Raw genomic sequence first — 24,898 nt, 5'->3', positions numbered from 1 at the left:
ATAAATCGCAAATTCTATATTTAGCGTTTAAAAGATAGCTTTAATTAGTTATCTTTTCTTTTTTTTAAAATAATGTATACTAAAAAGAAAAAATAGAAAAGAGAATAAAAATGATATATTGATTAGATTTAGATACAACAAAAGGTTCTGACCCTAAATATTTATTTATCCCAGTTGTTATTATAGGTTTAAGCATATTATGATGTTTAATTGATTATTTAGTTAAAAAAATTAAAAGAAGAAATAAAAAAATAGCACAATAAATGCTATTTTTTGTTATAATTATATTATAAAAATTAAATAAAATATATATGAACTATTTAATAAAGTTTTATAAGTTATTGTTACCAGACCTAACTTAAAAGTTATATTAAGTATATCATAAATTTTTGTATTTTAAAACAAAATTAAGGAGATTTTTATGTGCAAAATGAAAAATTAAGAACAATTTTTAATGATGCAAAAGTATTAAGAGAAGCATTAGAAAATTATTTTATTCATTGTAATGAATTTAAAGAAATTCCTACAAAATTAGGAATGTTAATTTATTTAGATATAACTGAAAGTACTATTAGAAATTGAAAACAAAAGAAAAGAAATACTTTTTTACAACAAATAAATTGAGCGCATTCTCAAATTGAACACTTAAATTTACAAAGATATTTAACTTCAAATGCAAATACTTCATCATGATATTTAGAACGTGCTTATGTTAATAAATATCATTTATCTACAAGAATTGATATAAAAAATAGTGATAATGTCGCCCCTATACAAGTTAATCTTGATAATAAAGGTAAAAATAAATGTTAAATAATTTTGGTTATTTATTAGATATTGCTAAAAGAATGTATTTAAAACAATCTTTAAATATTACTAAAATTAAACAATTAGGTTCACGTAAATCAGGGAAAACATTTAGTGATATTGAATTTTTAGGTATTTTATTAATGTTAGATAATATTAAAATACATGCTTATTTAATTAGAAATATGTCAAAACAATTAAATGATAGTTGACAAGAATTAAAACAAATTATTAAAGCAACATACCCAACAATTGATTTTATTATTAGTGAAACTAAAAAAACTATTGAATTTAATGGTAGTAAAATAACTTGTAAATATTTACATGCACAAGATAATAGTAATGTTAAATTAACTGGATTAGCAAGTAATTATTTATATGATTATGTAATTATATGAACTGATGAACGTTATGAAATTACTGAAAATGATTATCAAGATTTAAAAGATGCTATTCGTGGTGCAAATCAATTATTAGAAATAGAAAGTTGTAATCCTTGAAGTATTCTTAATGAATTTATTAAAAAGACAGTAACAGCATGTCCACAAAATGAAAAACAAATTATTAATGAATATGAACAATTTACTATTATTGATAATACTATTTATCATTATCAAAATTGAAAATTAAATACTTATTTAAAAGATAGTGATAAATATCAATTATTAGAAATAGAAAAATTAGACCCAATATCTGCAAGAGTTAGAAGTCATGGTTTAGTAGGTTATGAAAGTGGTGGAATATATTCACATCTTATTCATAAAATTAGTAGATTATTACAATCAAGTTATAGATTTAGTGCAGGTTTAGATTATGGTTTTAAAGATGATGCAATGGAATGTGTATTATTAGGTTTTGATTATGATTTTAAATTTGTAAATGTTATTGATTGTTTAAAAATAGAAAATAAATTAGTGCGATATGATAATAAACAATTAGCAAAATTAGTAGTTGAATTTTATATAAATTTAGCACAAAAATATAATTTATTATATGAATATGGTTTAACTGTATATTGTGATTTTAGTAATTATACATTTATTGAAATGTTAAATGATACAGCAATTAAATATAAGGCTCATACATGGCTTTATTTTAAAGATTGTGTGAAATTAAGACTTGAGTTTAGAATTGGTAAAAACATTGCTTTAATGGCAACAGAACGCTTAAATATAAGTATTCAAGCACAATTATTATTAGATGAATTTAGACTTGCTATTTGAGACCCTAAAAGTATTAAACAAATACCATTAGCAGGTAATGACCATTTACGAGATGCATTTGATTATGCTATTGAACCATATATTAGAAATTTAAGTGCAAATATAAATCCTTATTTTGAAAGGAAATAAAATATGAATAATCATAATACAGAAATATTAACATCTAAATGATGTATGCTTAATTTAACAGAAATGATTGCTAATCATGGTTCTAAATTACTTTGGGGTAATGGTTATACTTTAACAAGTGAAGATGAACAATATAAACAAGCAATTGAAAAATTAAAACAATGAAATAATTTAGATAGTTTATTTTATCAAGATTGTCATATTAAATCAGGTTATGGTTATAGTATTACGCAAATTGATAAAACTAAAACCGGAAGAATATCTTTAAATTTTGCTCAACCATATGCTCAATCACGTGTTGCAAGAGTATTAGAAACTGAATATAGTGCAAGTACTTGGTCAAGATTACAATATGATGACCAAAGTATATATGTTAAAACAACATATACTCCAAATCAAATCATAAGATATTTTACTAGTGATACAGTTACATTAGATGGTTTACAAGAAAAAATAAGTAAAGATTTACAATTACCATTAATTGAAAATCATAATTTAGGTATTATACCAGTTAAATTTATGCAGAATTTACCTAAAAAGAATTTCTTTGGTGGAGTAGTTGGTGATTATTATCCAGATATGACACCAATTAAGGGTTTACAAAAATTATTAAATCATACATTTGAAATGATTTGAAAAGAACTTGAATATAATCGTACAAGAGCATTTTTAGATATTAGTGAACAAGAAATAAATCAATCTAAAACTGGATTTGATATGAAAAAATTATTAGGTGATTTTATTTTACAAGCAAATTTAAGAAGTGTTGGAAGTACAAGTGGTACACCACCAATTGCTATTTTACAAGGTAATCCTGTATTAGATAAATATGCAGATTTTATTCAATTTATTATTGATAAAGCATTTGAAGGAGCAGGATATAGTCCTGTTAATGATACTACAAGTCAAAAAACAGAAGCAGAAGTATTAATTACTAATTCAAGAGATATGGAAACTACAAGAATTAAAAGAACTTTAAATCAAAGTGATTGAAATGAAATATTTCAAAGATGTTTTATATTAATGGGATTAGATGGTGATAAATCTAAATGAACATTTGAAATTAAAGAAAATACTATTACAGATAGATTAAAATCACTTGAAATTGATGAAGTAGAATTAAGATTAGGAATTACTAATATTAAACGTATTATTGTAAAAAGATATGGTGTAAGTGAAGAAGAAGCAGAACAAATTATTAATGAAAATAGAAAATATCAAAAAGAAGAAATTGAATTTAATAATACTTTTTTAGGAGAAACTAAAAATGACAATGATACCGAAAATAAATCATCAATTAATTAAAACAGTTTGAAAAAGTACAGGTGAAATTGAAAAAGATTTTACACAAAATAAAGATTTACAATTTCGTATATGTCCTTTTACTATTATTTTAGGTGCAATAAATTCAACAGAAACAGGTTATAAACCCCCAACTAGTATTCCTAATGACTATACATCATTTAGTAAAATATTTACTGGTAGAGAAGCAATACAAGCAGTTTGAGACCATTCTTATAAACCAATAGATATAAGTGGTGATATTAAATATAAACAGTTACAAGTTGGTGATGTATTTTATGGAAATATTTTAAGTGACCAATTAGGCATTACTTATTCAGCAACTCCATCAAATAATGCTTTTATTCAAGAACAAGCAATTAAAAATGTAGTTATTAATATTCCAAATGAAGAAAAGAATTTTGATTTTATTAATAATATTGTGTCAAATTTATATAAATTATATATGATACCAGAAGTTAATAAAGTTAAAAATACTGATAATACTTATAAAGTTGATAGACAATGATATATTCTTGAAGTTGCTAGTAAAACTTATAATAATGAAAATAAAGAACTTGCTTTTATTCAATGTACTTTTAGTTCATTAAATGATAAATTAGCAACAAGTGGATTAGCAATTAATCAATATGTACAATTAGGCGCACCAGGTGACCCTGTAGCATTACCAACCTTAGATGAAAATAATAATATTATTTTAGATAGTAATTATTTAACACCATTACCAGTTACTCATTGTCAAATCTCTTTTTATGGTTCAGTAAAACCAATTAGTATTGCTTTATGGGGTAGAGATATTGACCATAATCCTGATAATGTTAAACAACATAGATTTCAACAATTTCCAACTAAATTATTATTTCCATGAGAATATCAATGTAGTACTTATGACCCTATAAGTTTTCAAGCATTACCAGAAACAAATTATATATTAACTGTTCAAGGTCAATCAGTTATGGATAGTTATCAAGATTGACAAAAAGTAATTGCACCTAATTATGATGATGGAGCGCTTAAACATTATGAAGGACATTTAAAAACTAATGTTGATAAAACTAAAAATACTAATAAAGTTGATATTTCTAATAGATTAGTAAATTATTGAGATAATAATTTTTTAAATAGTGCAGAAATTGAAGATTATAATTATGCAACAGCAGGTAATCCTTATTTTCAATATTATAATAAAAATAATAAAAAATTTATTGGTAATACTCATTATAATATGAATAATAATAAATTTAAACAATTAAATACTATTAATGCAATGCATTATTTTATTTATAATCCTATTAGTGAAATACCTTTAACAATAAGAGAAACAATTAAAATTAATCTTAATACTATACCAATATTTGGGTCATTTATGAATTTCTTTGTTAGTGGCTTAGATATTGGTGCTAAATTATCAAGTAATTTATTAATACCACAATTTCCTTATATTAATGGGTTAATAAGTGCTGAATTATATAATTTTTATACAACATTATTATATAGTTCAGAAAGTACTAATCCTGCATTAATTCCATTAGATGTATTTAGAAATGATACAGCAGATACTATTCAATCTGTATTAGGTACAGCAAGTCACATGACATCATTTACATTTAATTTAACAGATAAAATGACAATGGCAACGTTTGATATTAATAGTCAATCATTAATCTCTAATATTGACCTAGAAACAGATAATTTAGGGCAAATAGAACGTATAAATAAAAATTTAATTAATTTACTTCCAAAAGTAGATATTGATAAATCTTTATTACAAGCACCAGATTTTAGAAATACTAATATTTTAAAATGAGCAATTGATATGATTGATATTAAAGTTGTTGGTAAAAGTAATTTTAAAATTACATTTTATTCAATGCCTGATAATAGAAATGGTGCTGTTAATGATAATTTTGCAATTTGAAGTGGTACTTATCAAACAGTAGGTAAAGCAAGTAATAATAGTAGATTAATTCAAAATACATTTTTATTAGCAAATAATACTTTTAAATTTGATACACCTTTTAATTATCCACAAGCAATAATTCCATCACCATTAATTGAAAGAGCGCACCCAATATTTTTGGATTTAAGTGACCAAAGTAAATATGGAATTACAAATAATATTAATAATCAACGTGAAATTCAATCAGATTGAAATTATCAAATGCGACCTAACGTAAATGAAGATATAAAAGGTTATAGAAATTATGTATTTTTTAATTACCAAGCTGAAGGTTATGATACTTTTGATAAATTATTAGAAGATTATGAAAGTATGACATTTAATTTTAATTTTATAGTAAATTCAATTTATAGAGAAGGTGCTTATAATCCTATAACTAATTATAAAAATTGATTTACACCTATAAAAATTAATTTTGCTGATATTAAAACTCTTGATGATATAGATAATCCAGATTTTAAGGTTAATGATGTTATTTATAATAATAATTCAGGTAACCACCAAGATAATAATCGTAATTGAATATTTAATATTAATAATAAATACAGCCCAAGGCCTCCTAAACCTAGACAGGAAGCAAGTTTAACTAACTGCAAACATAAAACTTAATACTTACGTTAATAATTTATTATGAACAAATGATAGTCCAACTAGTGGTTATACATTACCAAGTTCAGTTTGATTTAAAATAGTTGCTTATAATCATCAGAACTCTATTTTATTAACTTGACAATTTATAGCAACTTTACCAGTAAACTATTTCATTGGAGATTATAGTAGTTCTAATTGAAATTTACAAACTAAGTCATTGGTAATTAATCCAAAAAGTTCAACATAGAAAGGTGGTGATTAGTTAATGTTAAATGAAAATATAGAGAAAGAAGGTATAAATATGGAAGAAGAAACAAAAAAAGAACAAGAAGAAATTCAGGAACTTAAAGAAGAAGAAAAACCTGAAGTACTTGAAGAAACTAAAGAACCAAGTATTGAAGATAAATATAAAGAATTAGAAAAAAAGTATAAAGAATTATATAAAGATAAAATTGATAAAGATAGAGAAATTAGACATTCTCAATCATATTCAAAATATGATTTATCAAAAGAAAATATTAATTTATTAAAAAAATATCTTGGAGATAAAGAAGATATTGAAGAAGAATTAAAATTATTAAATAAAGATTTTCCACATTTATTTAATAAAAATAAAGATACAAATATTAATAAATCATTAGATATAAAAGATAAATTTAAAGAAGATAAATCAAAAGAAATTGAAACAAATACATTAGGAATGGTAGGTTAAAAATATGGCAATTATTACAACACAATCAACAACAATTAAAGACCCTAGTACAGAAAGTGGTTATGCTGATTTATCAGTTAAATATATTAAAAATTTAAAGGTATTATTATCAAAAAAAGTAGCATTAATTAATGCTACAACTGAAAATAGAGAACAATTAGATTCAGGTACTGCTATTTATAATATTACAAAACGTAATATTACAAGAGATTATACAGCAGGTGCAGGTTCTAATAATTTAACAGCAATGAACACAATTCAAATTCTTTTAGATAAAAAGAAAGAAATTAATTTAGAAGAAGAAACATTAGATTTAAAAAGATTAGGTGCTAGATATGAAGATGGTAATGTTATTGTTTCTGATAGTTTAGCATCAAGTTGAATTGATGCAAAAGCAAAATCAGTAGAAATATATTTAGTTGCTAAATTATTATCATTAGCAGTTAAAACAGCAAAAGATAATGGCATTATTAATATTGCTTTACCAAGTAATCCAAAAATAGATGATTATAGAATGTTATTATGATTAAAAATATCAAATACATTAGCAACATTAAAAGCAAGAATTAGTGATGAATATATTGGTACAGATGAAGAAGATTATACATTATGAGTATCTAGTTTTTTTAAACCGTTAGTTTTATTAGCAAATTCTAATTTAGGTAGTGAAAGTTCTAGTGAAGCATTAGCTAGTGGTAAAGTATTACAAATTGGTGGTATTAAAATTGTAGAATGTCCATGATTAGGTAGAAATTATCCAGTAGGTGTTATTGATGAACAAGAAGGATTTAATTTTTTAGGTTGTGATGCTGTCTTAGTTCATAAAGAAGCATTAGCATTTCCTTTTAATCGTGGTCAAGATAATACTTTTGTTTTACAAACTAATGGTAATATTAAGAATTTTCATAAATTTTTAGTAAGTGATGGTAAAGCATTAAGACCAGATTTAGTTAAAGGATTTACAGTTACTACTAATGTAGATATTGCAACAGCAATTGAAAATACTAATTTAGGTGCTATTACTATGGCAGGAGATACTCCAACAGCAGATGAAGTTGAAAAAGTAGTTATTACTAAAAATCCTAATTATGTTAAAAGTAATGCTAATTTTACAGATTTAACAAAAACTAGTGCTACTGTTACTGGTAAAACCTTATATGATAGTACAATTCAAGTAACATTTACAAAGAAGTAATATAATGCCTATTTTATTATTATTAAAAATAATATTAGAAACTGCTGTTAGTGATATTCAAACTGCTGAATATATAGAAAAATTGAAAAAAAATAGCTCATTATTTAATGCTTTTTTAAAAAATCCATCAGGCATATTAAAAACTAGAATTTTTTCTAAAACATTAGGTAATGGAAAGTTACAAAAAGAATTAAATACTTTTAATAAACATTTACAAACACTTACTAATTTACCAGTAATTCATAAAAAAATAATGACACATATTACTAATAATAATATTGCTAAAATTCAACAATTGCAAAAGCAATATTTAACTGGTCAAAATTTTATGCAACAAGGTAAAGAAATTATTATGGAAGATTTAACTGAACAAGATTATCAACAAATGATTGGTGTTCATGTTAATTTAACAAGTTTAGCATTAGCCGGTGGTATGTGAGTACCAATTATACAATTAAAAGGTGAAACATATGGAATTGCTACAGTAGAATTTAAAACATCAAATAAAACTTATAATTTTTTTAATATACCTTTAAGAGTATGAGAAGAAATGGTAAAAACTCAAACAGTAGATGGTCATGGTGCATGAAGTATTCTTGGAGATTATTATTATGGTGGACTTAAAAAAGTTACTAAATCCGAAAAACAAGAAAGAACAAGATATTCAGTTAATCTTTTAAATAAAAGAGCAACTGATAAAGAACTTAAAAAGTTTGTAGTTAATAAATCAGAAGCAGTAAGTGGTTATGGAAGGTTTAAAAATTATGGAAAACAAAAATAATTGAAATGTAAATTTAAAATATATTATAAAAGATGATTTAAAAACTATATATGGTTTTATTCCAGATGCAGACCAAACTACAACTGATACTAATAAAACTGATTTAACAATAATGGCAATTGCTATTAGTAGTGAAAGAATTAATACAATTACTGGTAATCAAATTGAATTAACAGAATTTAAAAATCTTAATGAAACTCAACAACAATTAGTTAAAAGAGCAACAGCAAGATTAACTATTCATTATTTAACTGATGGAATGGGGTTTTTAAGAAGTTCTGTATCTATTAGTGGTAATGGTTTATCAAGTAGTATTAGTCCACCAAGTGAACCAGATTACGTTCTAATGGAAGTATATAATTTATTACAACAAGCAAATTTACATACACCAAGAAAAGCAATATCTAGTAATATATTATGTAATACTAATAATTTTAATACACCAAGTATTTTTGATGAAAGTGATATTAGAGTAGTAACTTGAGATAGTGCTAATAAAACATTTTTACAAAAAATAGGTTTAATTGGTGGTACTGGTATAACAATTCAAGATGTTAGTGATACTATACCTAAATTAAAAATTAATAGTACTGGTGGTGGGAATTTACCTGAATTTAAAAGTCCAAAAAAAACTATTGATATTAAATATGATAAAGAAACTCATGTAGTTAATACTGATATTAGTAATAAATTACAAAATGAAATTAATAATAAACAAGATAAATTAATTGCAGGTACTAATATAACTATTAAAGATAATATTATTAGTGCTACTGGTGGTAGTGAACCACCAGATTTAACTGATTATTATAAAAAAGAAGAAACTAATAATTTATTAGATAAAAAAGAAAGTATTGAAAATCATAATAATGATATAAAATCAGTAGAATTAAAAATTAGTCAACTTCATACTGAAGTAACTAATAATATGAGTAATATAATTTTGAAACAAAATATTAAAGATGAAAAATTAATTACAGATAAAAAAGAAATTGTTCCTGCTATTAATGAAAATAAAGTAAATATTGATAAAAAACAAGATAAATTAACTGCAGGGGATAATATTACTATTGATGAAAATAATAAAATTAGTGCTACTGGGGGAAGTTCAGTTGATGAAAATAGAATATTTGATAATAAAGATGATAAAGATACTACTACTAATTTAATTAATAATGTTATTAAAAAAGGTAATAATACATTAACATATAGAAATAATCCGTTTGTAACTGATGATTTAGATATTCCACATAAAAAATATGTTGATGATAAAATTAATGAATTAAATTTTATTAAATGAAAATCAGTTGGTACTATTAGTAATGAGAATGATAATATTGCATTTAATTTTAAATTAAACACTTTATATAGAGTTGCTTATTCATGAGCATATCTTAAAAGTAATGGAAGTAGTAAATATTTAATTTTTATGTGAAGAGGCGCACCTGCTATATTAGATAGTACATTTCAAGCAGAAAATAATCAAAAGGTAGTAACTAATTATGTTGATTTAGGTGTTACATCAGCAATGATTTATTTAAAAAAATATAATTATCAAACTGGTTTTTTGCTTTCATTAGAAGAAGCAGAAAATACAAATCCTAAAAATTATAGTGAACAAATATTACCAATAACTCCACCAATACCACCAACACCTTGTCCATGTCCAAAATGAAAAGAAGTAGCCCTTAGTACAGATGGTTTTACTATAAAATATGATTTAAAAGAAAATACAAAATATCGTATTTATTATAATTGTTCTAAAATACCAGTTACGATTTTAGAGAGTGGAGTTTATAAAGTTATTGAATTATTCAATATTAAAAAAATAGATAAAAACGAAGCTTCTATGAAAGATATCATTATTGAAACAATTATTAGTATAGGTATGATGAAAAATATTACTTTAAGATATTATTGGGGTATGTCATCAAGTGTAAGCATGTTAAGAATTTCAGATAATTTATTACCTTCAACAACAAGACCGGACTTTGGTACACTTTGAAAATTAGAAGAATTACAAGAATAAATATAAAAAGTTACCTTAATTGGTAACTTTTTAATTAGATTGTGGGAGAATGTTATTTTCATAGAGTAAATGAAGCAATTAATAGAGCAACAGTTACCAACAAAATTATTGTAAAAAATACACCAATAGTAATTAAGGCAAATGTATTATTATAAATTTTATCAATAAATTTCTCTTTTTCTATTTCATGAATTTTAACATTGTTTTTTTCTGTATTCATAATTTACTCCTTTATTAATTAACTTAATAATATAATATCATAATTATCTTGTATTTAGTATTATTTTATATATTTTTACTTTAATAATATTAATGTATAATTTAGCATATGCTTTATCATCAGTTCCTATTTTTTCTTGAATGTATCACATATCTTCAATTTTTCCTAATGTTGCTTGTAAATAAAAGTTTCATTTTAAATTATTATTATTAATAATACAAAATCCTAAAAATTTATTATTTTCATAGTTTTGATTTCATCCCCCAACATTTCCATTATCATTTATAGAAAATTTATAATCATTTAAATTATAATTAGTATTTGTAATTCCATAAGCAGAAGATATACCGCTTTCATTTTTTAATTGTATTGGGTCACCTTGAAAATTATAACCTCAACCATAACTAGATAAATCATTACGTGGTGGATAATCTTGGAATATTAAATCTTTTAAATCTATTTCTTGAAATCCATCATGTTTTTTAGGATTAGAAAAATTTTCAATTATAGAAAATTTAGTATAATAACTACCTACAAGAGCATGTATTCAGTTATCATGTATTTCTTCTTTTGTTTCAATATTATAATCATAATATATTGTTATATTTTTATAATATCTTTGTAAGTCATTAAAAGTATTAATTAATAATGTTGGGTCTAATAAAGATTTTAAATTAATTTCATAATTAACCAATTTATTTGGATTAGCATTTAATCACTCATTAGCATTATCTTTTACTGGTATAACTGTTGTATCTGTTAATGGTATATTATTTGTTACTATATCTATTTTTAACTCTGGAATAATAACTATTTGTTTTGCTATATTTTGTGGACTTGGTGGTAATATGTTTGCTGGATAACTAAAAGTTATTTCTTCACTTTCTTCATATTCATCATGATTTAATTTATATAAAGTAGTTCAATTAAAAGCATTATTAGTTAAAGCACCTTTATTTTTATATCTAAATTGAGCAACTGAAAGTTCATTATAATCACCTTGATAAGTAAATGGATTATCACTATAAAATGTATGTCTTTCTTCACCTTGATGTAATGATTGAGTTACAATTGTATCAATAATGTATGCATAATTAGAACCATCACTAACACCATTACTTGTTGGATTTCATTGCATTTCTGTGTCTAAGTTAGTTAATGGACTTGCTATATCTAAAAATTCAGTATCTTCTGCTAAAATATAAACTTTATTATTTTTCTTTTGTGATAAATCAACTGTACTTATTTGTTCTTTTGTTTTTAATTTATGACCAGTTTTAGGGTCTCATGGATATACTGATATTCTATCAGTTAATTTCATAGTCATAGCAGTTGTAGAAACATTAGCACCTAATAATTTACCAATAGCAAAAGCATTTTCATTAGCAAAAGCATTTAATGGAATTAAACCACCATTACCAATAATATTTTCTAAATTATTTGTAAAAAATGCTGACATAAAACCATTAAAATATAACATTTTTTTATATTGTTGATTATTTTGATTAATAATAAAACCAATTGGAATACCTAAACTTAAAACATTTAATAATTTACCAATTAATGGTATATCACTTAAAGCAAAAGGTAATCATTGTACACTATCATAAGGCATTTGTATTAAACTACTAAATACTACTGAATTAAAATTTAATATAGCACTCATATATTTTTGACTTATTTTTGAATAATCTACAGTTGGTGAACCAATAATTAAATTAGTATCTGGGTCTTTATATTTAAAATTACTAGACATATCTACATTATAATTACCAGAGATATTATTAATATTTCATTCACTATCTCAAAAGAATTTAGCTTCTCCAATTGCTGTACCATTACTATTAGTTGCTTTTGTTTTATCAAATGCTAACATACCTTTAAAATCTTTTGTAACAAATAAATTTGCTTGTAAATTTAAACTAGTTGATAATCATTCTTTTCAATTTTTAAAATTAAGATATCCAGTAGGTTTTGCATCCATTAAATTATAAAATGTAGTTTCTGGATGACTATTAGTAGTTATTTTATCATTAATACCTGCTAATAAACCACCATTATTTTTAACTGATGTACTTGAATGGTCATTATTACCAGCAATAAATAATCTTCTTGAAGCAAATACTTTTTGTTCAAATATTTCATTATTATTAATTTGATTAGGTGCTTGACCTTGTATTATAGGTCTACCATAATAATAACAACTAGATAATAATTCTAAACCATAAGATTGTCTATGACTATATCTAACTCCAATATCACGCATTAAAGTACGATTTAACGTTACTAAACTATTTTGAATAGTATAGGGAAAGCATAACCACTACCTGGACTTGCATATTGTACATAATCAAGCGTATTTTGACCACTTACTACTGCTCTATCATTAACTGAACTAAAAGTTAATACTTGCATACTAAATTCACCATTATAAGGACTATAATAATTAGTTACATTTGAAATATATAATAATTGTCTATCTTGATTTTTACCAGTATTACCACCAATATTTTCATTTTTATCATTAAATACACAAAAAAATTGTAAATAATCATCTACTGTAATTTGTTCTTCAAACATAACTAATATATATTGTCTTGTTGTAGAAATTGTTTTAAATAATTGATTATTAGGTAAACCACCAAAATCTACACCACTTGTATCATCAATTAAATAAGCATTTCAATAATCACCAATTTTATATTGTTTAGTATAATATTGATCTTGTCCAGTAGTTTTATGAGTAGTTGGGTCTGTTATACCTTTATTTTTTTGATAGATTTTAGTACTATTTTTTCAAATACATACAACTGGAGTATTACCAGAAAGTATTAATTCATATTGACCAAAATCACTAATTTTACTATTAATAGGTTTATAACCAGTTTCAGTTAAAGGTATTGCTCCATTATTAATTATAAATGGAAATATTTTTCAATGACTTAAACGTTTAATTATTGCTTGTTGTCTCTTTAGATTTAGATGTGCGTGTTTCATTAATTGAATTCGTTGATGATTGCTCATTTTCACTATCTCCTAATTCTTTATTTAATTTTTTATTTTCTATAATAATATTTTCTAATTTATTTTCTGCCATAAGTTGGTCAATATTATCATATTCACCAATTGCTTCACTTACTGTCATAGTACCATTATTTAATCTTGAATTAATAATTTGGTCTTGTACTATTTGGTCAGTCATTGCTATAGGTATAAATTTAAATGAATAAGGTCTTTCACCAATACCATTTCATAAATTTTCACTAATAAGAAGTAAATCAAATATACGATAAAAATAAGCACTATAAAATGCTATTTTAATTTCTGTTGTTTCCATATCAAATTTATTATTAAACATACTTTGTGTTTTATTAGTATAAACATCATTACCATGTTCATCATAATCATAACCAGAACCATTAAATATTGCTTTAGCAGTACCATTATAATCTAATCAATATTCACTAAATTTTGGGTCACCTTGTATAATTTGCATACTACCATTCCCATTTTTATCATATCCAGCACTACCAACATTAACTATCATATCTTTTTTAGGATTTTCAATAATATTACCATTTTCTTGCATTTCTTTAACTGTTTCATTATCTAATACAGCAAATAAAGTAGTAACATTAAATTCTCTTTCTAATCTTTTTTTCTTAATAACTTGATTTAAATCTCATATTAAATCTCATACTGCTGTACAATCTGGATATGCATTTAAAGTAGTTGTATTACCATATAAATTAATAATTGGTAAATTAGTTATTTCAAAAATAGGAATATAATTAAATGGATTTTTAATTTCATAAGTTTTTAATGGTGTTATATTTGGTTTTAATTTAGTTCTTGTAGAACCTAAAATAATATCTTTATTATTATCTTTATATGTTTCATATTTAACTTTTCCATTTTGTATTATTACTCAAGTTAAAGTAGCACTATCAGCTTGTTCATTAATAAAATAAAATTCTGCTGATTGTTCTTGTTCATTATATTTAGCAACTCTACCACAAAAACTATTAGGTAATATTTTAAGGGATTTACTATTATCTTCATTAATTATAATCATAATAAATACTTTACCCATTAGTGAATTTTGTAAACCAAATTTATAAAATTTTTCTAATCATTTATCTTTTAAATTCATTTCATTAAGATAATCTAATATTTCTTTTTTACTTGAATTAAATAAAAATCCTTTACCTAATCATAATTTAGTTGATTTTTGAGCAATAATCATTGGTATATCAATATATCAATCTTTTTTATCACAACTTAAATATTCCATTGTATTTATCATATTAATCACCACCAAAATTATTTTTATTAATTAATAATTTATTATTAATACCATTAATTAATCATTTCATTTCATGCATTAATGCATACATATCACTATCTCAAGTATCATCATGTAAATCTAACATTTTCGGACTATTATTATTAGTATCTAATTTCTTTTTATCTAATCATTGCATTAAACTATATTGTCTTTTAGTTTCTGGACATCTTTCTCAATTAAAACTAATAATATTTTTAAGCATACAAATTGTTGTAAAATCAATTCTATCATTTAAATATAAAATTGATTTATCTACTGCTATAAATTTTAATCATGTTATATTACGTTTTTTAACTCAACTTTTTAAAACATCAATAAATACTAACCCACCATTACCATAATCAACATAACAAGTAAAACCAAATAACATTGCTATATAACGTTTACTTTCATTAATATAATAATTAATAATATCATTTGCTAAAGTATCAGTATCTTTATATTGCATAGTAACATTACTATGATAAAATTCACTTTCTTTATGTGCTCTTCTACCATTATCATTTTCACCAATAAATCATAATGAAGCAGATGTAGGATGACCACTTGGACTTGTTGCCATACCTATATCTAAACCCCCAGTTAATCTTTGTACTTGAAAATCTAATTTAGTATTAACTTTATCTAAATATCTAGCAAAAATAGCACCTTGTAAAATACTTGGTACACCATAATATCAACTTTGTGCTTTAATTGGATCTAATACTTTTAATTCTTCTAAATCATTAATCATATCTAATGTAAGATTATGAGCATTTACTTTTCAATTACTATAATGAAATAATTTAAAAATATTATTATCAAATATTGATTTAATTTGTTCATTTTTTTCTTTCATTATTTCTAAATTAAAAGGTACAATTTTATTCATATATTCAATATAATATTGATAAATATTATCTGGATTACAACTTTTTATTTTTATTCTTTTTTTAGCATTACCTAATGCAAATGTTATTGCTTGAAATTCTTGTTGACTAAATTCATTTGCTTCTTCACATCATTCAATTGCTAAATCAAAACCTTTTATTTCACTACGAGAAAGACCTTTTAAAGGTATTCTATCATTTGAATTACTATATACACCCAATTACCCTAATAAATGATTTAAAACCTTTAAAACGAAAGTCTGCTTGCTTATTAGGGTATTTTAAAGTAAAGTCTTTATAATCATTCAATCCAATTATTATTAAAGCATTATATATTTCTTTTACTAAATCATTAATATCTTTATTTAATTTTCTAAATGCATAAATAGCAATTGATTTTTGTACTTTAATTGATATAACTATTAATATTGCTAATTCTTCTGCTATACTATATGTTTTACTAGAATATCTACTACCACTAAGATTATATTCACTATGAGTAAAATCACTTTTATTTAATAATCAATAACTAATTTCATTAAGATAAGTAAATTCTTTATTCATATTATTACTCCTTATTTTTATAATATTCTTTAATTTCTTTTACTTTATTATTAAAATCTAATTGATGTTTTTTACACATTTTAAAAAATTGAACAGAAGTATTTTCTAAATCTGTAGATTGTAATTTAATTAATACTTTACTATTACAATCTTTACAAATACATTTTAATTTAGTTTTCATTTTATTTTTTCCTTACTAAATCAAGTAATAAAACAATAAAACAACCTAAATTTATTAATGCTATTATTGTAGAATTTATAATTATTAATATTTCTCATCAAACCATTATTTCACTTCCTTATTTAAATAATATCAACCAATTAATAAACTTTCTGCTTGGTCATGGTCTTTAATTTTAATATTTCAATTATGGTTCTTAATCATGAATTGAGAAAGTTCAATTGATAACTCTTTAGTTCAAGGTTTATAATTTCAATTATATTTAATTTCATCTAAACTTTGATATCATTTTCTTCATTCACTACTACTAACTAACATATCTTTAGTTAATAATTTATTAAATTGTCCAGCAATAAAACCACGTAAATGGTCTAATGTTTCTTTACCTTTACCAAATTTTGGATTAAATATCCCACGTTCAATTACTAAATATAAACTATAATCTGTTTTATCATCAATTACACCTAAATTATTAGTTTGACATTGTAGAAAAACCATATTAATAAAATCAGTAAAATAATGATAATCTTTTTTAGAAAAATTAAGACTAGTTATTAATATTGGTATTTTATTTTCTCATAATGTAAACCCAGTATTTTTTATACTTGGGTCAATTGAAAGTAAATAATTATTCATTACTAAATACTACCTTATCTAAATTATCAATATTAGTTTGTATTTGTTCATAATTAATATTTATTTCTTCTTTTGGTTCTTCAATAGATTTTAATTTAATTTCTTTATTATCATTATTTGGATTATCAACATACATTATATTTTCATTTTCTAATACTATTGCTTGATCAATTTGCATTGCTCTATCAATAATATTTTGATTTTCTAATTTAATACTAGGGTCTTTATTAATATCTCTAATAATTGCTTTAATAACTGTTTTAAGTGCCATAGCATTAAAACTAGTAGTTCATGGACTATTACCATTTGCTTTACTATATTTTTTTCTATGTTCTTCACATTCTTGTTTAGTCATACCTTTAATAAAAGTAATTATTTTACCTAAATAATTTTTAATAGAAATCATACCATAATAACCAATAATTATTTTATTTTCAAATATTTTACTAGGGTCTAATTCTCAACGTTGAGTTTCTTTATTAAAAATATGTTTATCAGTAATAATTTCTCTTTGAAAATCAATTACACAATTTGAACGTTGTAATAAAGTTAAAAAACCATCTTCTTGTATTTGTACTTGTAATTCATTATTATAAGGTATTAATGCTATTTCTTTTTTAATTGGATTATTACTTAAATCTAATTCAAATATAGTTGCTAAAGTATTAATAACTGATTGTGGATTTAATGTTGATAATTTTTTATCATTTAATTTTGTTAATTCATAATAGTTAGTAAATTGTTGTATTTTTGATTTATCTATATTTTTAGGTAAAGTTAAATTTGCCATTAGTGATTTTCCTTTCAAAGTGCAATTGCCATTTCTCATTCATATACTAATTCATCTGTTATTTCTACTAATATTTTTTCTACATTATCTTTTTGAATTCAATAAATATAATGTGTATTTGATAAATTAAAACCATTATTTTTTAATATTCAATAATAAGCAGTTAATTGTAATATTGATTTTTCTTTATTTTCTTTATACATATTTGATAATGTTTTAAAATCAATTATTGTATATAAATTATTTTCTTTATAAATTAAATCTGGTGTTCCGGCAATAATATCATAAGTAAATACTTGTTCACATATATATTTAGTATTTACTTTAAATTCTTGTAAATTATTTAATAAATTTTCACAATATTGTAAATAATTTTTATTAAATAAATGTTGAATATTATTTAATAATTTATCTTTTATATTATTAATATTTATATTTTTAAAATATAATTCTGCTACTTTATGAACAGTTTCTCCTCTTAATCTAGCATTTTCTAATCTATCAAAAGGTATATTTTCATAAGGATTTTTATCTTCATATAAATAATATTGAATAATTTTAGAAACTGAAATTAATTCTTTATTTTTAATAAAATATTGATGTGTATCTTTTTTAAAAATTAAATTATTATTCAATTGCATTTTTAATTAAATTCCTTACAAATTTATTAATTGTAATATCTTTTTCTACACAAATTATTTTTAATTTATAATAATCAGTTTTATTAACTCAAATATGAATTTGTTTAATAATTAAATCTTCTTGATTTTTCTTATGTGCTGGCATTATTATTCAACTCCTTTAATATCTAATTCCATTACTAATATTTCATAATGTTCAATATAAGCATTTTCTAATATATGATGTTTATAATTTTTATGAAAATTAATAGCATTTTCAATTGTAGAAAATATTTTTTGTTTTCTTTTATTAGTATAATTTACTTTATATTTTAATAAATAATTATATTGCATATTATTTTTCTCCTTTAACCTTTAATAATTTTTTTATAATGAATAATTACTTGTTCTAATTTATTTATTTTTTCATATGAAAAATAATCTTTCATAATTTTTAAATCACCATCATTATCAATTTCAAATTCTAATTCTTCATATTTACTATTAAATTCTTCTTGTAATTCTTCAAATTTATCTATTAATTTTCTTGCATTTTGTAATTCTAATTGATTCATTATCTTTTCTCCTTTAAAAATTTTCTAATTGTAATTCATTAATATAATAGTTATATAAACTATCATAGTTATCACTTGTTAAATATATATCTTCTTCAATCATATTATTAATACATTTATTACAATAATAAGAATTATCTATTTCACTAATTCAAATATATTTTTTATTATGTAATTTACATTTCATTATTTTTACCTATTAATTTATAAAAACAGTTATTACATGTTCTATTAGCAAATGAAGATTTTTTATAACAAATATCACAGTTATGAGTAATAATATTTCAATTAAGCATTTATATTAATTCCTTTCTTAATATTTTAAATAAAATATTTTATTATTATGAGTTACTAAATCTTTTAATGATGTTACTATATAATTTATTACTAAATCATTATGATTATATGGATTATTTATTTTAAAACTTTTTCTATCTTTTTCTCAGGTAATATTATATTTAAAACATTCTTCATTTTTTATTTGTCCAATATAATAACCATTATATTTTTTATAAAATTCACAAGATATTAATTCATTTTCATTAGCAGTAACATTTGGAATATTTTTTATATATTTTAAAATTTCACTACCTTTAATAGTAGAAATATCATTTATAATAGATTTTTTACCTAATTTATAATCTCAATCTTCAAAAATTTTTATTAATATTTTTTTATTTTTATTATCAATATTAGTATATTGAATAGAAAATCATGTTTCATATTCACCAATTTCTAATAATATACCTTTATCTGTTTCTTTAATTTTACTTTTTAATTCTAAATTAATAGTTGTCATATATTCCTTTCTAACCTTTCTATTATGTATAAGCCTTATCACTGTAAGTGATAAGGCTTATATACTAAATATTTAACTATCTACTACGTAGAGGCTTATTGTATTGCTACTTACAGTAGCAATACAATAAGCCTCGGAGGGTAGGGGGTTCTAGGGGGAAGGGAACCAAAAAAAAATATAAAGTTATAAAAGACCAACACAAAAATTACTATTAGTTATATCTGCACTATAGCCTTTAATAATTTTTATTAAGTTATGTAATAATTAATTATTTTGATAAATCTGTAATTTATTAAAGTAATTAATTATAATTGTTTAACAATTATAAATGAGAGTATTATCTCTCATTTATATTTTTATTAAATCTATACCTATTTTGGATACGCCCCACCGGGGGGGGCGTTTACGCCATTTGTCCAACTTTTTAAAAGTAGTTGGTGGGGTGTGTGTGGGTGCGTAGCACCCAAGGGGCAAAGCCCCTATAACTTGACAAAGCAAATTCTTCTTGTACGGATATGGCAAAGCAGTAATGTGTGATGTCTTGCTGGGTACAGAAATAAGAAAATTAGAATAAATGGTGCTAGACCTAATACTGAGCATTTATCACGTGTTCATAAACAACCAAATAGAATATACTGTTCTCAAGGATTTCATCCAACAATTGCATCACAAGAAACAGCTGGAAGATATTTTATTGAAATTAATAATAAAGTTAGGTCTTTAACTTTAAAAGAATGTTTTAGATTAATGGGATTTCCAGATGACTTTAGAAAAATTTGTTGAAGAAATAAAAATATTAAAATCAATATTAAATAAATGAAATAAAACTTTATCTTTAGAAACTAAAAAACAATTATTTGTAACATTATATTTACAAAAAAATCATGAATTTCAATATACAGCAATAGAATTTTTAAAATTTTGATGAAAGAAAAATTTAACTTTTAATGATTTAAATTGATTGTTACCAATTATTAAGTATAATATTTGATGAGATACTACTGATTACTTTGATGATATTTTTGGTGTTCTTATATTTATTTAAATTAATAAATGATAATAATTTTTGAATTCAACGAATAGCAATTCAATCTCAACTAATTTTTATTTAATACGTTCTATTGGTTGAGCATTACGTAATGTTAACAGAATTAATCCAAAAATAATGATTTTATTAAAATTAATAATGTCAGTCAAAAAATAATATTTGTTATGAATGAACATTAAAAATAAAACATCATTAATTATGAATATAATGTTTACTATTAAAACTAAGGAGTAAAAAAATGAAAAAAATAATTAAAAATATTTTATTATCAATATCAATTATTTCATCATCAAACTTAGGATTAATTGCTTGTTCGTCTGAAAAAGAAAATGAAATACTAAATTATAGTAATTTTTATGTCTTAGGTGATAGTTTATCAGATACTGGTGCAGGGACATTCGCACAAAATCAATATTTAGAAAATAGTAATAATAAATTCAAACATTTCCAATTAGATGAACCTTATTATAATAATTCTTGAAGTAATAACAAAGTAGCTTCACAATTAATTGCTGAAAAAATTAATATAAATTTTAAACCTGGATGATTATTTACGCTTAATGATAAAATATATCAAAATTATGGTAATAATTATGCTTTTGGTGGAGAAGTTGCAGATAGTAGTAATCATAATTTAGTGATTAAATCCTTTGATTTAAAAAATCAAACAAAAGCATTATTATCACAACACAAATTACAAAAAAAAGATTTAATTTGAGTAGAAATAGGTGCTAATGATATTAGTAGTCTAATGAATAAAACCGACCCTATTATTATTAATAATAAAATTAATAATGTAATAAATGAAGAAATAAAAGCAATTAATTTATTAATTGCAAATGGTGCAAAACAAATAATTATTAGTGATGTTCCTGATTTAACATTAACACCAAAAGTTAAAAAAATATTAAATAATAACCAAGAAAAAATCAAAACAGCGAGTAAAATATGCATTAAATATCAAGAAACATGAAACCAAATGATAATAAAATTGAAAAATATTTACAAAAATATTATTATTCCGTTTTTTCTTTCAAAGGAATTAGAAACTGATATGATTAATTTTAAAAATAAAATTCCAAATGGAATTATTGAAACCAGTGCTACATATTCTAAAATGATAACCAAAAAAGAAATTTATTCTTATAAACCAATTTTTAATTCTGGAGTTAATGCAAGTAATTTAAATAAATATTTTTATTTTGATGAATTTCATCCAGGGATGTGATTTCATCAACAAATGGCAAATCATATCATCGACATTTTACAAAATAATTAATTCAATTGTTAGGAATATTAATATTAAAAAATTAAAAGAGGTTTTTCAGTAAAGTGTAAATAAGGGTGTTGAAGAGTATATTGCTCATCCAAATGACTTAAAAAATATAAAAATTGGACAAGCATATGTAAAAATATTATTACCTAGTTCAAATCAGTATATAGATAAAATTGATATAAAAAACAACATTAATGAATAGAAAAGTATTCAAAATTAAATTAAGAAGACGAACTAAGGAATGAAAAACTAGTGAGAAAAATATTAACTATTTTATGGACAGTAAGTACTATTATTATTGCATGCAATAATAATAGTAATAACGACATAAAATACGAAATAAACGATAAGGGAGAAATCATATATAACTTTCAAGAAAAACAAGCATACATAATAGGATTTACAATAAATGGTAAAATAAATCAAATAAATATCTACTTAAATAAAATTCCTTTTGAAACAACACTCTATGGCCAAGGAACACAATATTGAACATATATTAATATTAATGATAATAAAGCATGAACTACTGTCTGATATACAAATAATTTAATATATTTAAAAAAAGGAAATTTATAGTATGGAATAAAAACAATAACTTGTAACTATCAAAAATAGAAAACTGTAAAATCGAAATTGATAAATTATATTTTAAATTTTAATCGTTTGTATATGAGCAAATTTGATGCTTTAAAATGAATGTTAAAGATGTAAAAATATTATTATAAAATTAATTGATTTAAAATTTTCTTTAAGTTTTCAAAATCAAAAAAGAAATTGTATTTATCTGATTTTAATAAAATTTTTAAAAATGTATTTAATTGTTTTTCATTCGAAAAAACAATTTCTTGATTATCCATTCTTTTGATTTTTACTAGTAAAGGTCAATTTTTAAAACCATATTTTTTTTCATAAATCATATTATTTATTCTTTGTTCATCTATTTCTTTCATTAAAGAATTATTTATTGTTGAATAACCTTCATTTTTTAAATAATTATTTATATGAATATCATGTTGATTGTCAAAATTGTAAATAAATTTTTTATTATATTTTTTGGGATTATCATAAAATTTTTTAAACAAATTAATAGAATTTATTAACTGTTTAAAAACATTTTTATAGTATTTTTTTTCATCGTCAATATTAAATCTTTTAAATTTAATTCTTTAATAAAATCTAAAATTAAAAGATTTTCTTCATTTATTTCTGAAAAATGATTTAATAAAAATTTTATCTGTATATTGTTCATCATATCAATCATTTTCTTTTGAAAAATATATTAAGGATAATGTTAGCAAGTGAATAACCGATATATCAAATGTTGCTTCACGTGGCTTTGCTACATCACAACAAATGTTAGATATTAAAAAATATATAAATGATTTATCATTTAATAATTATTTAAAACATGTGGAATGAACACCTAATTTAACTGCTAGTGGTTATGATGATAAATATTTACAATATGTAGAATTAGATAAGTTACAAAGTGACATTATTGCTTGGGTAAACCAAAAATTACCACATATAGATAAAGCATACCAACAAGCCATTAAAACTGCTGAAGTTGATTTAAATTTACATGGTTATAGCGTTGATACGCTTTTAAATGGTAAACCATTGCCCCAAACAAAAAGTAAAATTGATAATTTTGCTGATAGTCAGTCATTTCACGATTGATTGCAAGCTCAAGCAAATATTAAATTTCATGGTTGACAATTAACGATGGGTCTTGGGATTGGTCTTCCTTTAGCACTTGTAGCCCTTACTACTGCTTGTTGAGTTCGTAGAAAAACAAATCCTAAATATAATCCTTATGCATGAGCAAGAAAAAGAACAAGACAAAGAAAAGCAAAAATAAAATAATTAAAACATTAATTTTACCACAAGACACCGTTGATAAAATTAATGAAATTGCAAAACTTAAATCCACAACATATTCACAAGTGATAGTTGATTTAGTAAATTTGGTAAAATTTAATTAATAATTTAAGGGGGTTTTATATGGTAATTATTAAAACTAAATGTTATATATCATCATGTGATAAAGAATACACAATTGACTTTTTATATCGAGATAAATTTATATATTGTAGTGGAAAGTGTTATCAACAATCATTTGATAATACAATAACAAAATTTAAAAAAAATAAAGTTTTGGAGGAATATTATGAATAAAAAAGAACTAGTAAAAGCAATTAGTAGCGAAATTAATTTAAATCAAAAAGATATAGAAAAAT

29 protein-coding genes and 1 pseudogene are annotated in these 24,898 nt (G+C 22.4%); 14 read left to right on the top strand and 16 right to left on the bottom strand.

What is annotated here, in order from left to right:
* The first annotated feature begins 110 nt into the window (after positions 1 to 110).
* The 9 genes from AAHM98_RS08785 to AAHM98_RS08745 all read left to right on the top strand — a co-directional run bounded on the left by AAHM98_RS08785 (position 111) and on the right by AAHM98_RS08745 (position 10,729).
* Positions 111 to 263: a hypothetical protein gene (locus AAHM98_RS08785; RefSeq protein WP_342276445.1), complete on the top strand. Its 153-nt coding sequence runs from the start codon at positions 111 to 113 to the stop codon at positions 261 to 263.
* 160 nt (positions 264 to 423) lie between these two features.
* Complete coding sequence (locus AAHM98_RS08780) at positions 424 to 813, top strand: terminase small subunit (RefSeq protein WP_342276444.1); 390 nt, start codon at positions 424 to 426, stop codon at positions 811 to 813.
* Positions 807 to 2,159, top strand: a complete 1,353-nt coding sequence (locus AAHM98_RS08775; protein ID WP_342276443.1) for a phage terminase large subunit — start codon at positions 807 to 809, stop codon at positions 2,157 to 2,159. The genes AAHM98_RS08780 and AAHM98_RS08775 overlap by 7 nt, the downstream gene beginning before the upstream one ends.
* A 3-nt stretch (positions 2,160 to 2,162) precedes the next feature.
* Positions 2,163 to 3,464, top strand: a complete 1,302-nt coding sequence (locus AAHM98_RS08770) for a hypothetical protein (RefSeq protein WP_342276442.1) — start codon at positions 2,163 to 2,165, stop codon at positions 3,462 to 3,464.
* Positions 3,427 to 6,030 carry a hypothetical protein gene (locus tag AAHM98_RS08765; protein WP_342276441.1) on the top strand — a complete coding sequence of 868 codons (2,604 nt, stop codon included), beginning with the start codon at positions 3,427 to 3,429 and terminating at the stop codon, positions 6,028 to 6,030. The genes AAHM98_RS08770 and AAHM98_RS08765 overlap by 38 nt, the downstream gene beginning before the upstream one ends.
* 247 nt (positions 6,031 to 6,277) lie before the next feature.
* Positions 6,278 to 6,724 carry a hypothetical protein gene (locus AAHM98_RS08760; RefSeq protein ID WP_342276440.1) on the top strand — a complete coding sequence of 149 codons (447 nt, stop codon included), beginning with the start codon at positions 6,278 to 6,280 and terminating at the stop codon, positions 6,722 to 6,724.
* A 4-nt stretch (positions 6,725 to 6,728) separates the two neighbouring features.
* Positions 6,729 to 7,919 carry a hypothetical protein gene (locus AAHM98_RS08755; protein WP_342276439.1) on the top strand — a complete coding sequence of 397 codons (1,191 nt, stop codon included), beginning with the start codon at positions 6,729 to 6,731 and terminating at the stop codon, positions 7,917 to 7,919.
* A 4-nt stretch (positions 7,920 to 7,923) separates the two neighbouring features.
* Positions 7,924 to 8,700 carry a hypothetical protein gene (locus AAHM98_RS08750; RefSeq protein WP_342276438.1) on the top strand — a complete coding sequence of 259 codons (777 nt, stop codon included), beginning with the start codon at positions 7,924 to 7,926 and terminating at the stop codon, positions 8,698 to 8,700.
* Positions 8,666 to 10,729: a hypothetical protein gene (locus AAHM98_RS08745; protein WP_342276437.1), complete on the top strand. Its 2,064-nt coding sequence runs from the start codon at positions 8,666 to 8,668 to the stop codon at positions 10,727 to 10,729. Before AAHM98_RS08750 ends, AAHM98_RS08745 begins: the two co-directional genes overlap by 35 nt.
* Positions 10,730 to 10,781: 52 nt before the next feature.
* On the opposite strand, the gene AAHM98_RS08740 is transcribed toward AAHM98_RS08745, so the two are convergent.
* From AAHM98_RS08740 to AAHM98_RS08670, 15 genes are all read right to left on the bottom strand, one after another.
* Entirely contained in the window at positions 10,782 to 10,949 is a 168-nt protein-coding gene (locus AAHM98_RS08740; RefSeq protein WP_342276436.1) for a hypothetical protein, read from the bottom strand.
* A 43-nt stretch (positions 10,950 to 10,992) separates the two neighbouring features.
* Positions 10,993 to 13,215: a hypothetical protein gene (locus AAHM98_RS08735; protein ID WP_342276435.1), complete on the bottom strand. Its 2,223-nt coding sequence runs from the start codon at positions 13,213 to 13,215 to the stop codon at positions 10,993 to 10,995.
* Positions 13,216 to 13,235: 20 nt separating this feature from the next.
* The gene (locus AAHM98_RS08730; protein ID WP_342276434.1) at positions 13,236 to 13,946 is read right to left on the bottom strand and encodes a hypothetical protein; all 711 of its coding nucleotides are present in this window, start codon (positions 13,944 to 13,946) and stop codon (positions 13,236 to 13,238) included.
* Entirely contained in the window at positions 13,900 to 15,255 is a 1,356-nt protein-coding gene (locus AAHM98_RS08725) for a hypothetical protein (protein ID WP_342276433.1), read from the bottom strand. The genes AAHM98_RS08730 and AAHM98_RS08725 overlap by 47 nt, the downstream gene beginning before the upstream one ends.
* Position 15,256: 1 nt before the next feature.
* Complete coding sequence (locus tag AAHM98_RS08720) at positions 15,257 to 16,387, bottom strand: hypothetical protein (RefSeq protein ID WP_342276432.1); 1,131 nt, start codon at positions 16,385 to 16,387, stop codon at positions 15,257 to 15,259.
* Complete coding sequence (locus AAHM98_RS08715; RefSeq protein ID WP_342276431.1) at positions 16,374 to 16,730, bottom strand: hypothetical protein; 357 nt, start codon at positions 16,728 to 16,730, stop codon at positions 16,374 to 16,376. The genes AAHM98_RS08720 and AAHM98_RS08715 overlap by 14 nt, the downstream gene beginning before the upstream one ends.
* 4 nt (positions 16,731 to 16,734) lie before the next feature.
* Positions 16,735 to 16,911 carry a hypothetical protein gene (locus AAHM98_RS08710; protein WP_342275753.1) on the bottom strand — a complete coding sequence of 59 codons (177 nt, stop codon included), beginning with the start codon at positions 16,909 to 16,911 and terminating at the stop codon, positions 16,735 to 16,737.
* A gap of 105 nt (positions 16,912 to 17,016) precedes the next feature.
* The gene (locus AAHM98_RS08705) at positions 17,017 to 17,547 is read right to left on the bottom strand and encodes a hypothetical protein (protein ID WP_342275933.1); all 531 of its coding nucleotides are present in this window, start codon (positions 17,545 to 17,547) and stop codon (positions 17,017 to 17,019) included.
* Positions 17,540 to 18,337 carry a recombinase RecT gene (locus AAHM98_RS08700; RefSeq protein WP_342275986.1) on the bottom strand — a complete coding sequence of 266 codons (798 nt, stop codon included), beginning with the start codon at positions 18,335 to 18,337 and terminating at the stop codon, positions 17,540 to 17,542. Before AAHM98_RS08700 ends, AAHM98_RS08705 begins: the two co-directional genes overlap by 8 nt.
* Positions 18,337 to 18,978 carry a PD-(D/E)XK nuclease family protein gene (locus AAHM98_RS08695; protein WP_342275949.1) on the bottom strand — a complete coding sequence of 214 codons (642 nt, stop codon included), beginning with the start codon at positions 18,976 to 18,978 and terminating at the stop codon, positions 18,337 to 18,339. Before AAHM98_RS08695 ends, AAHM98_RS08700 begins: the two co-directional genes overlap by 1 nt.
* Positions 18,965 to 19,123 (bottom strand): hypothetical protein, encoded by a 159-nt coding sequence (locus AAHM98_RS08690; protein ID WP_342275895.1) that lies wholly within the window; start codon positions 19,121 to 19,123, stop codon positions 18,965 to 18,967. Before AAHM98_RS08690 ends, AAHM98_RS08695 begins: the two co-directional genes overlap by 14 nt.
* 2 nt (positions 19,124 to 19,125) lie before the next feature.
* Complete coding sequence (locus AAHM98_RS08685; RefSeq protein WP_342275906.1) at positions 19,126 to 19,311, bottom strand: hypothetical protein; 186 nt, start codon at positions 19,309 to 19,311, stop codon at positions 19,126 to 19,128.
* Between the two features lie 14 nt (positions 19,312 to 19,325).
* Positions 19,326 to 19,532 carry a hypothetical protein gene (locus AAHM98_RS08680; RefSeq protein WP_342275759.1) on the bottom strand — a complete coding sequence of 69 codons (207 nt, stop codon included), beginning with the start codon at positions 19,530 to 19,532 and terminating at the stop codon, positions 19,326 to 19,328.
* A gap of 13 nt (positions 19,533 to 19,545) precedes the next feature.
* Positions 19,546 to 19,719, bottom strand: a complete 174-nt coding sequence (locus tag AAHM98_RS08675) for a hypothetical protein (RefSeq protein WP_342275760.1) — start codon at positions 19,717 to 19,719, stop codon at positions 19,546 to 19,548.
* Positions 19,720 to 19,845: 126 nt separating this feature from the next.
* Positions 19,846 to 20,331 carry a hypothetical protein gene (locus AAHM98_RS08670; RefSeq protein ID WP_342275892.1) on the bottom strand — a complete coding sequence of 162 codons (486 nt, stop codon included), beginning with the start codon at positions 20,329 to 20,331 and terminating at the stop codon, positions 19,846 to 19,848.
* 546 nt (positions 20,332 to 20,877) lie between these two features.
* Between AAHM98_RS08670 and AAHM98_RS09090 the strand changes: the two are divergent.
* The 4 genes and pseudogenes from AAHM98_RS09090 to AAHM98_RS08655 all read left to right on the top strand — a co-directional run.
* A pseudogene (locus AAHM98_RS09090) lies at positions 20,878 to 21,102 on the top strand (DNA cytosine methyltransferase); the annotation flags it as partial.
* On the top strand, positions 21,092 to 21,376 hold the full coding sequence (locus AAHM98_RS08665; RefSeq protein ID WP_342276430.1) for a DNA alkylation repair protein: 285 nt from the start codon (positions 21,092 to 21,094) through the stop codon (positions 21,374 to 21,376). The pseudogene AAHM98_RS09090 and the gene AAHM98_RS08665, both read left to right, overlap by 11 nt.
* A 241-nt stretch (positions 21,377 to 21,617) precedes the next feature.
* A complete protein-coding gene (locus AAHM98_RS08660; RefSeq protein ID WP_342276429.1) occupies positions 21,618 to 22,658 on the top strand; it encodes an SGNH/GDSL hydrolase family protein in 1,041 nt (346 codons plus the stop codon).
* Positions 22,659 to 22,907: 249 nt separating this feature from the next.
* Positions 22,908 to 23,234 carry a hypothetical protein gene (locus AAHM98_RS08655; RefSeq protein ID WP_342276428.1) on the top strand — a complete coding sequence of 109 codons (327 nt, stop codon included), beginning with the start codon at positions 22,908 to 22,910 and terminating at the stop codon, positions 23,232 to 23,234.
* A 143-nt stretch (positions 23,235 to 23,377) separates the two neighbouring features.
* Here AAHM98_RS08655 and AAHM98_RS08650 read toward each other — a convergent pair whose 3' ends face one another.
* Positions 23,378 to 23,740 (bottom strand): hypothetical protein, encoded by a 363-nt coding sequence (locus tag AAHM98_RS08650; protein ID WP_342276427.1) that lies wholly within the window; start codon positions 23,738 to 23,740, stop codon positions 23,378 to 23,380.
* A 271-nt stretch (positions 23,741 to 24,011) separates the two neighbouring features.
* Here AAHM98_RS08650 and AAHM98_RS08645 point away from each other — a divergent pair, with 271 nt between their 5' ends.
* Positions 24,012 to 24,524, top strand: a complete 513-nt coding sequence (locus AAHM98_RS08645) for a hypothetical protein (protein ID WP_342276426.1) — start codon at positions 24,012 to 24,014, stop codon at positions 24,522 to 24,524.
* Positions 24,525 to 24,898: the final 374 nt, after the last annotated feature.

It is taken from the genome of Spiroplasma endosymbiont of Nebria brevicollis, assembly GCF_964030895.1.
GTDB lineage: Bacteria > Bacillota_I > Bacilli_A > Mycoplasmatales > VBWQ01 > Spiroplasma_E.
This window is presented reverse-complemented; position numbering and strand designations above follow the sequence as displayed.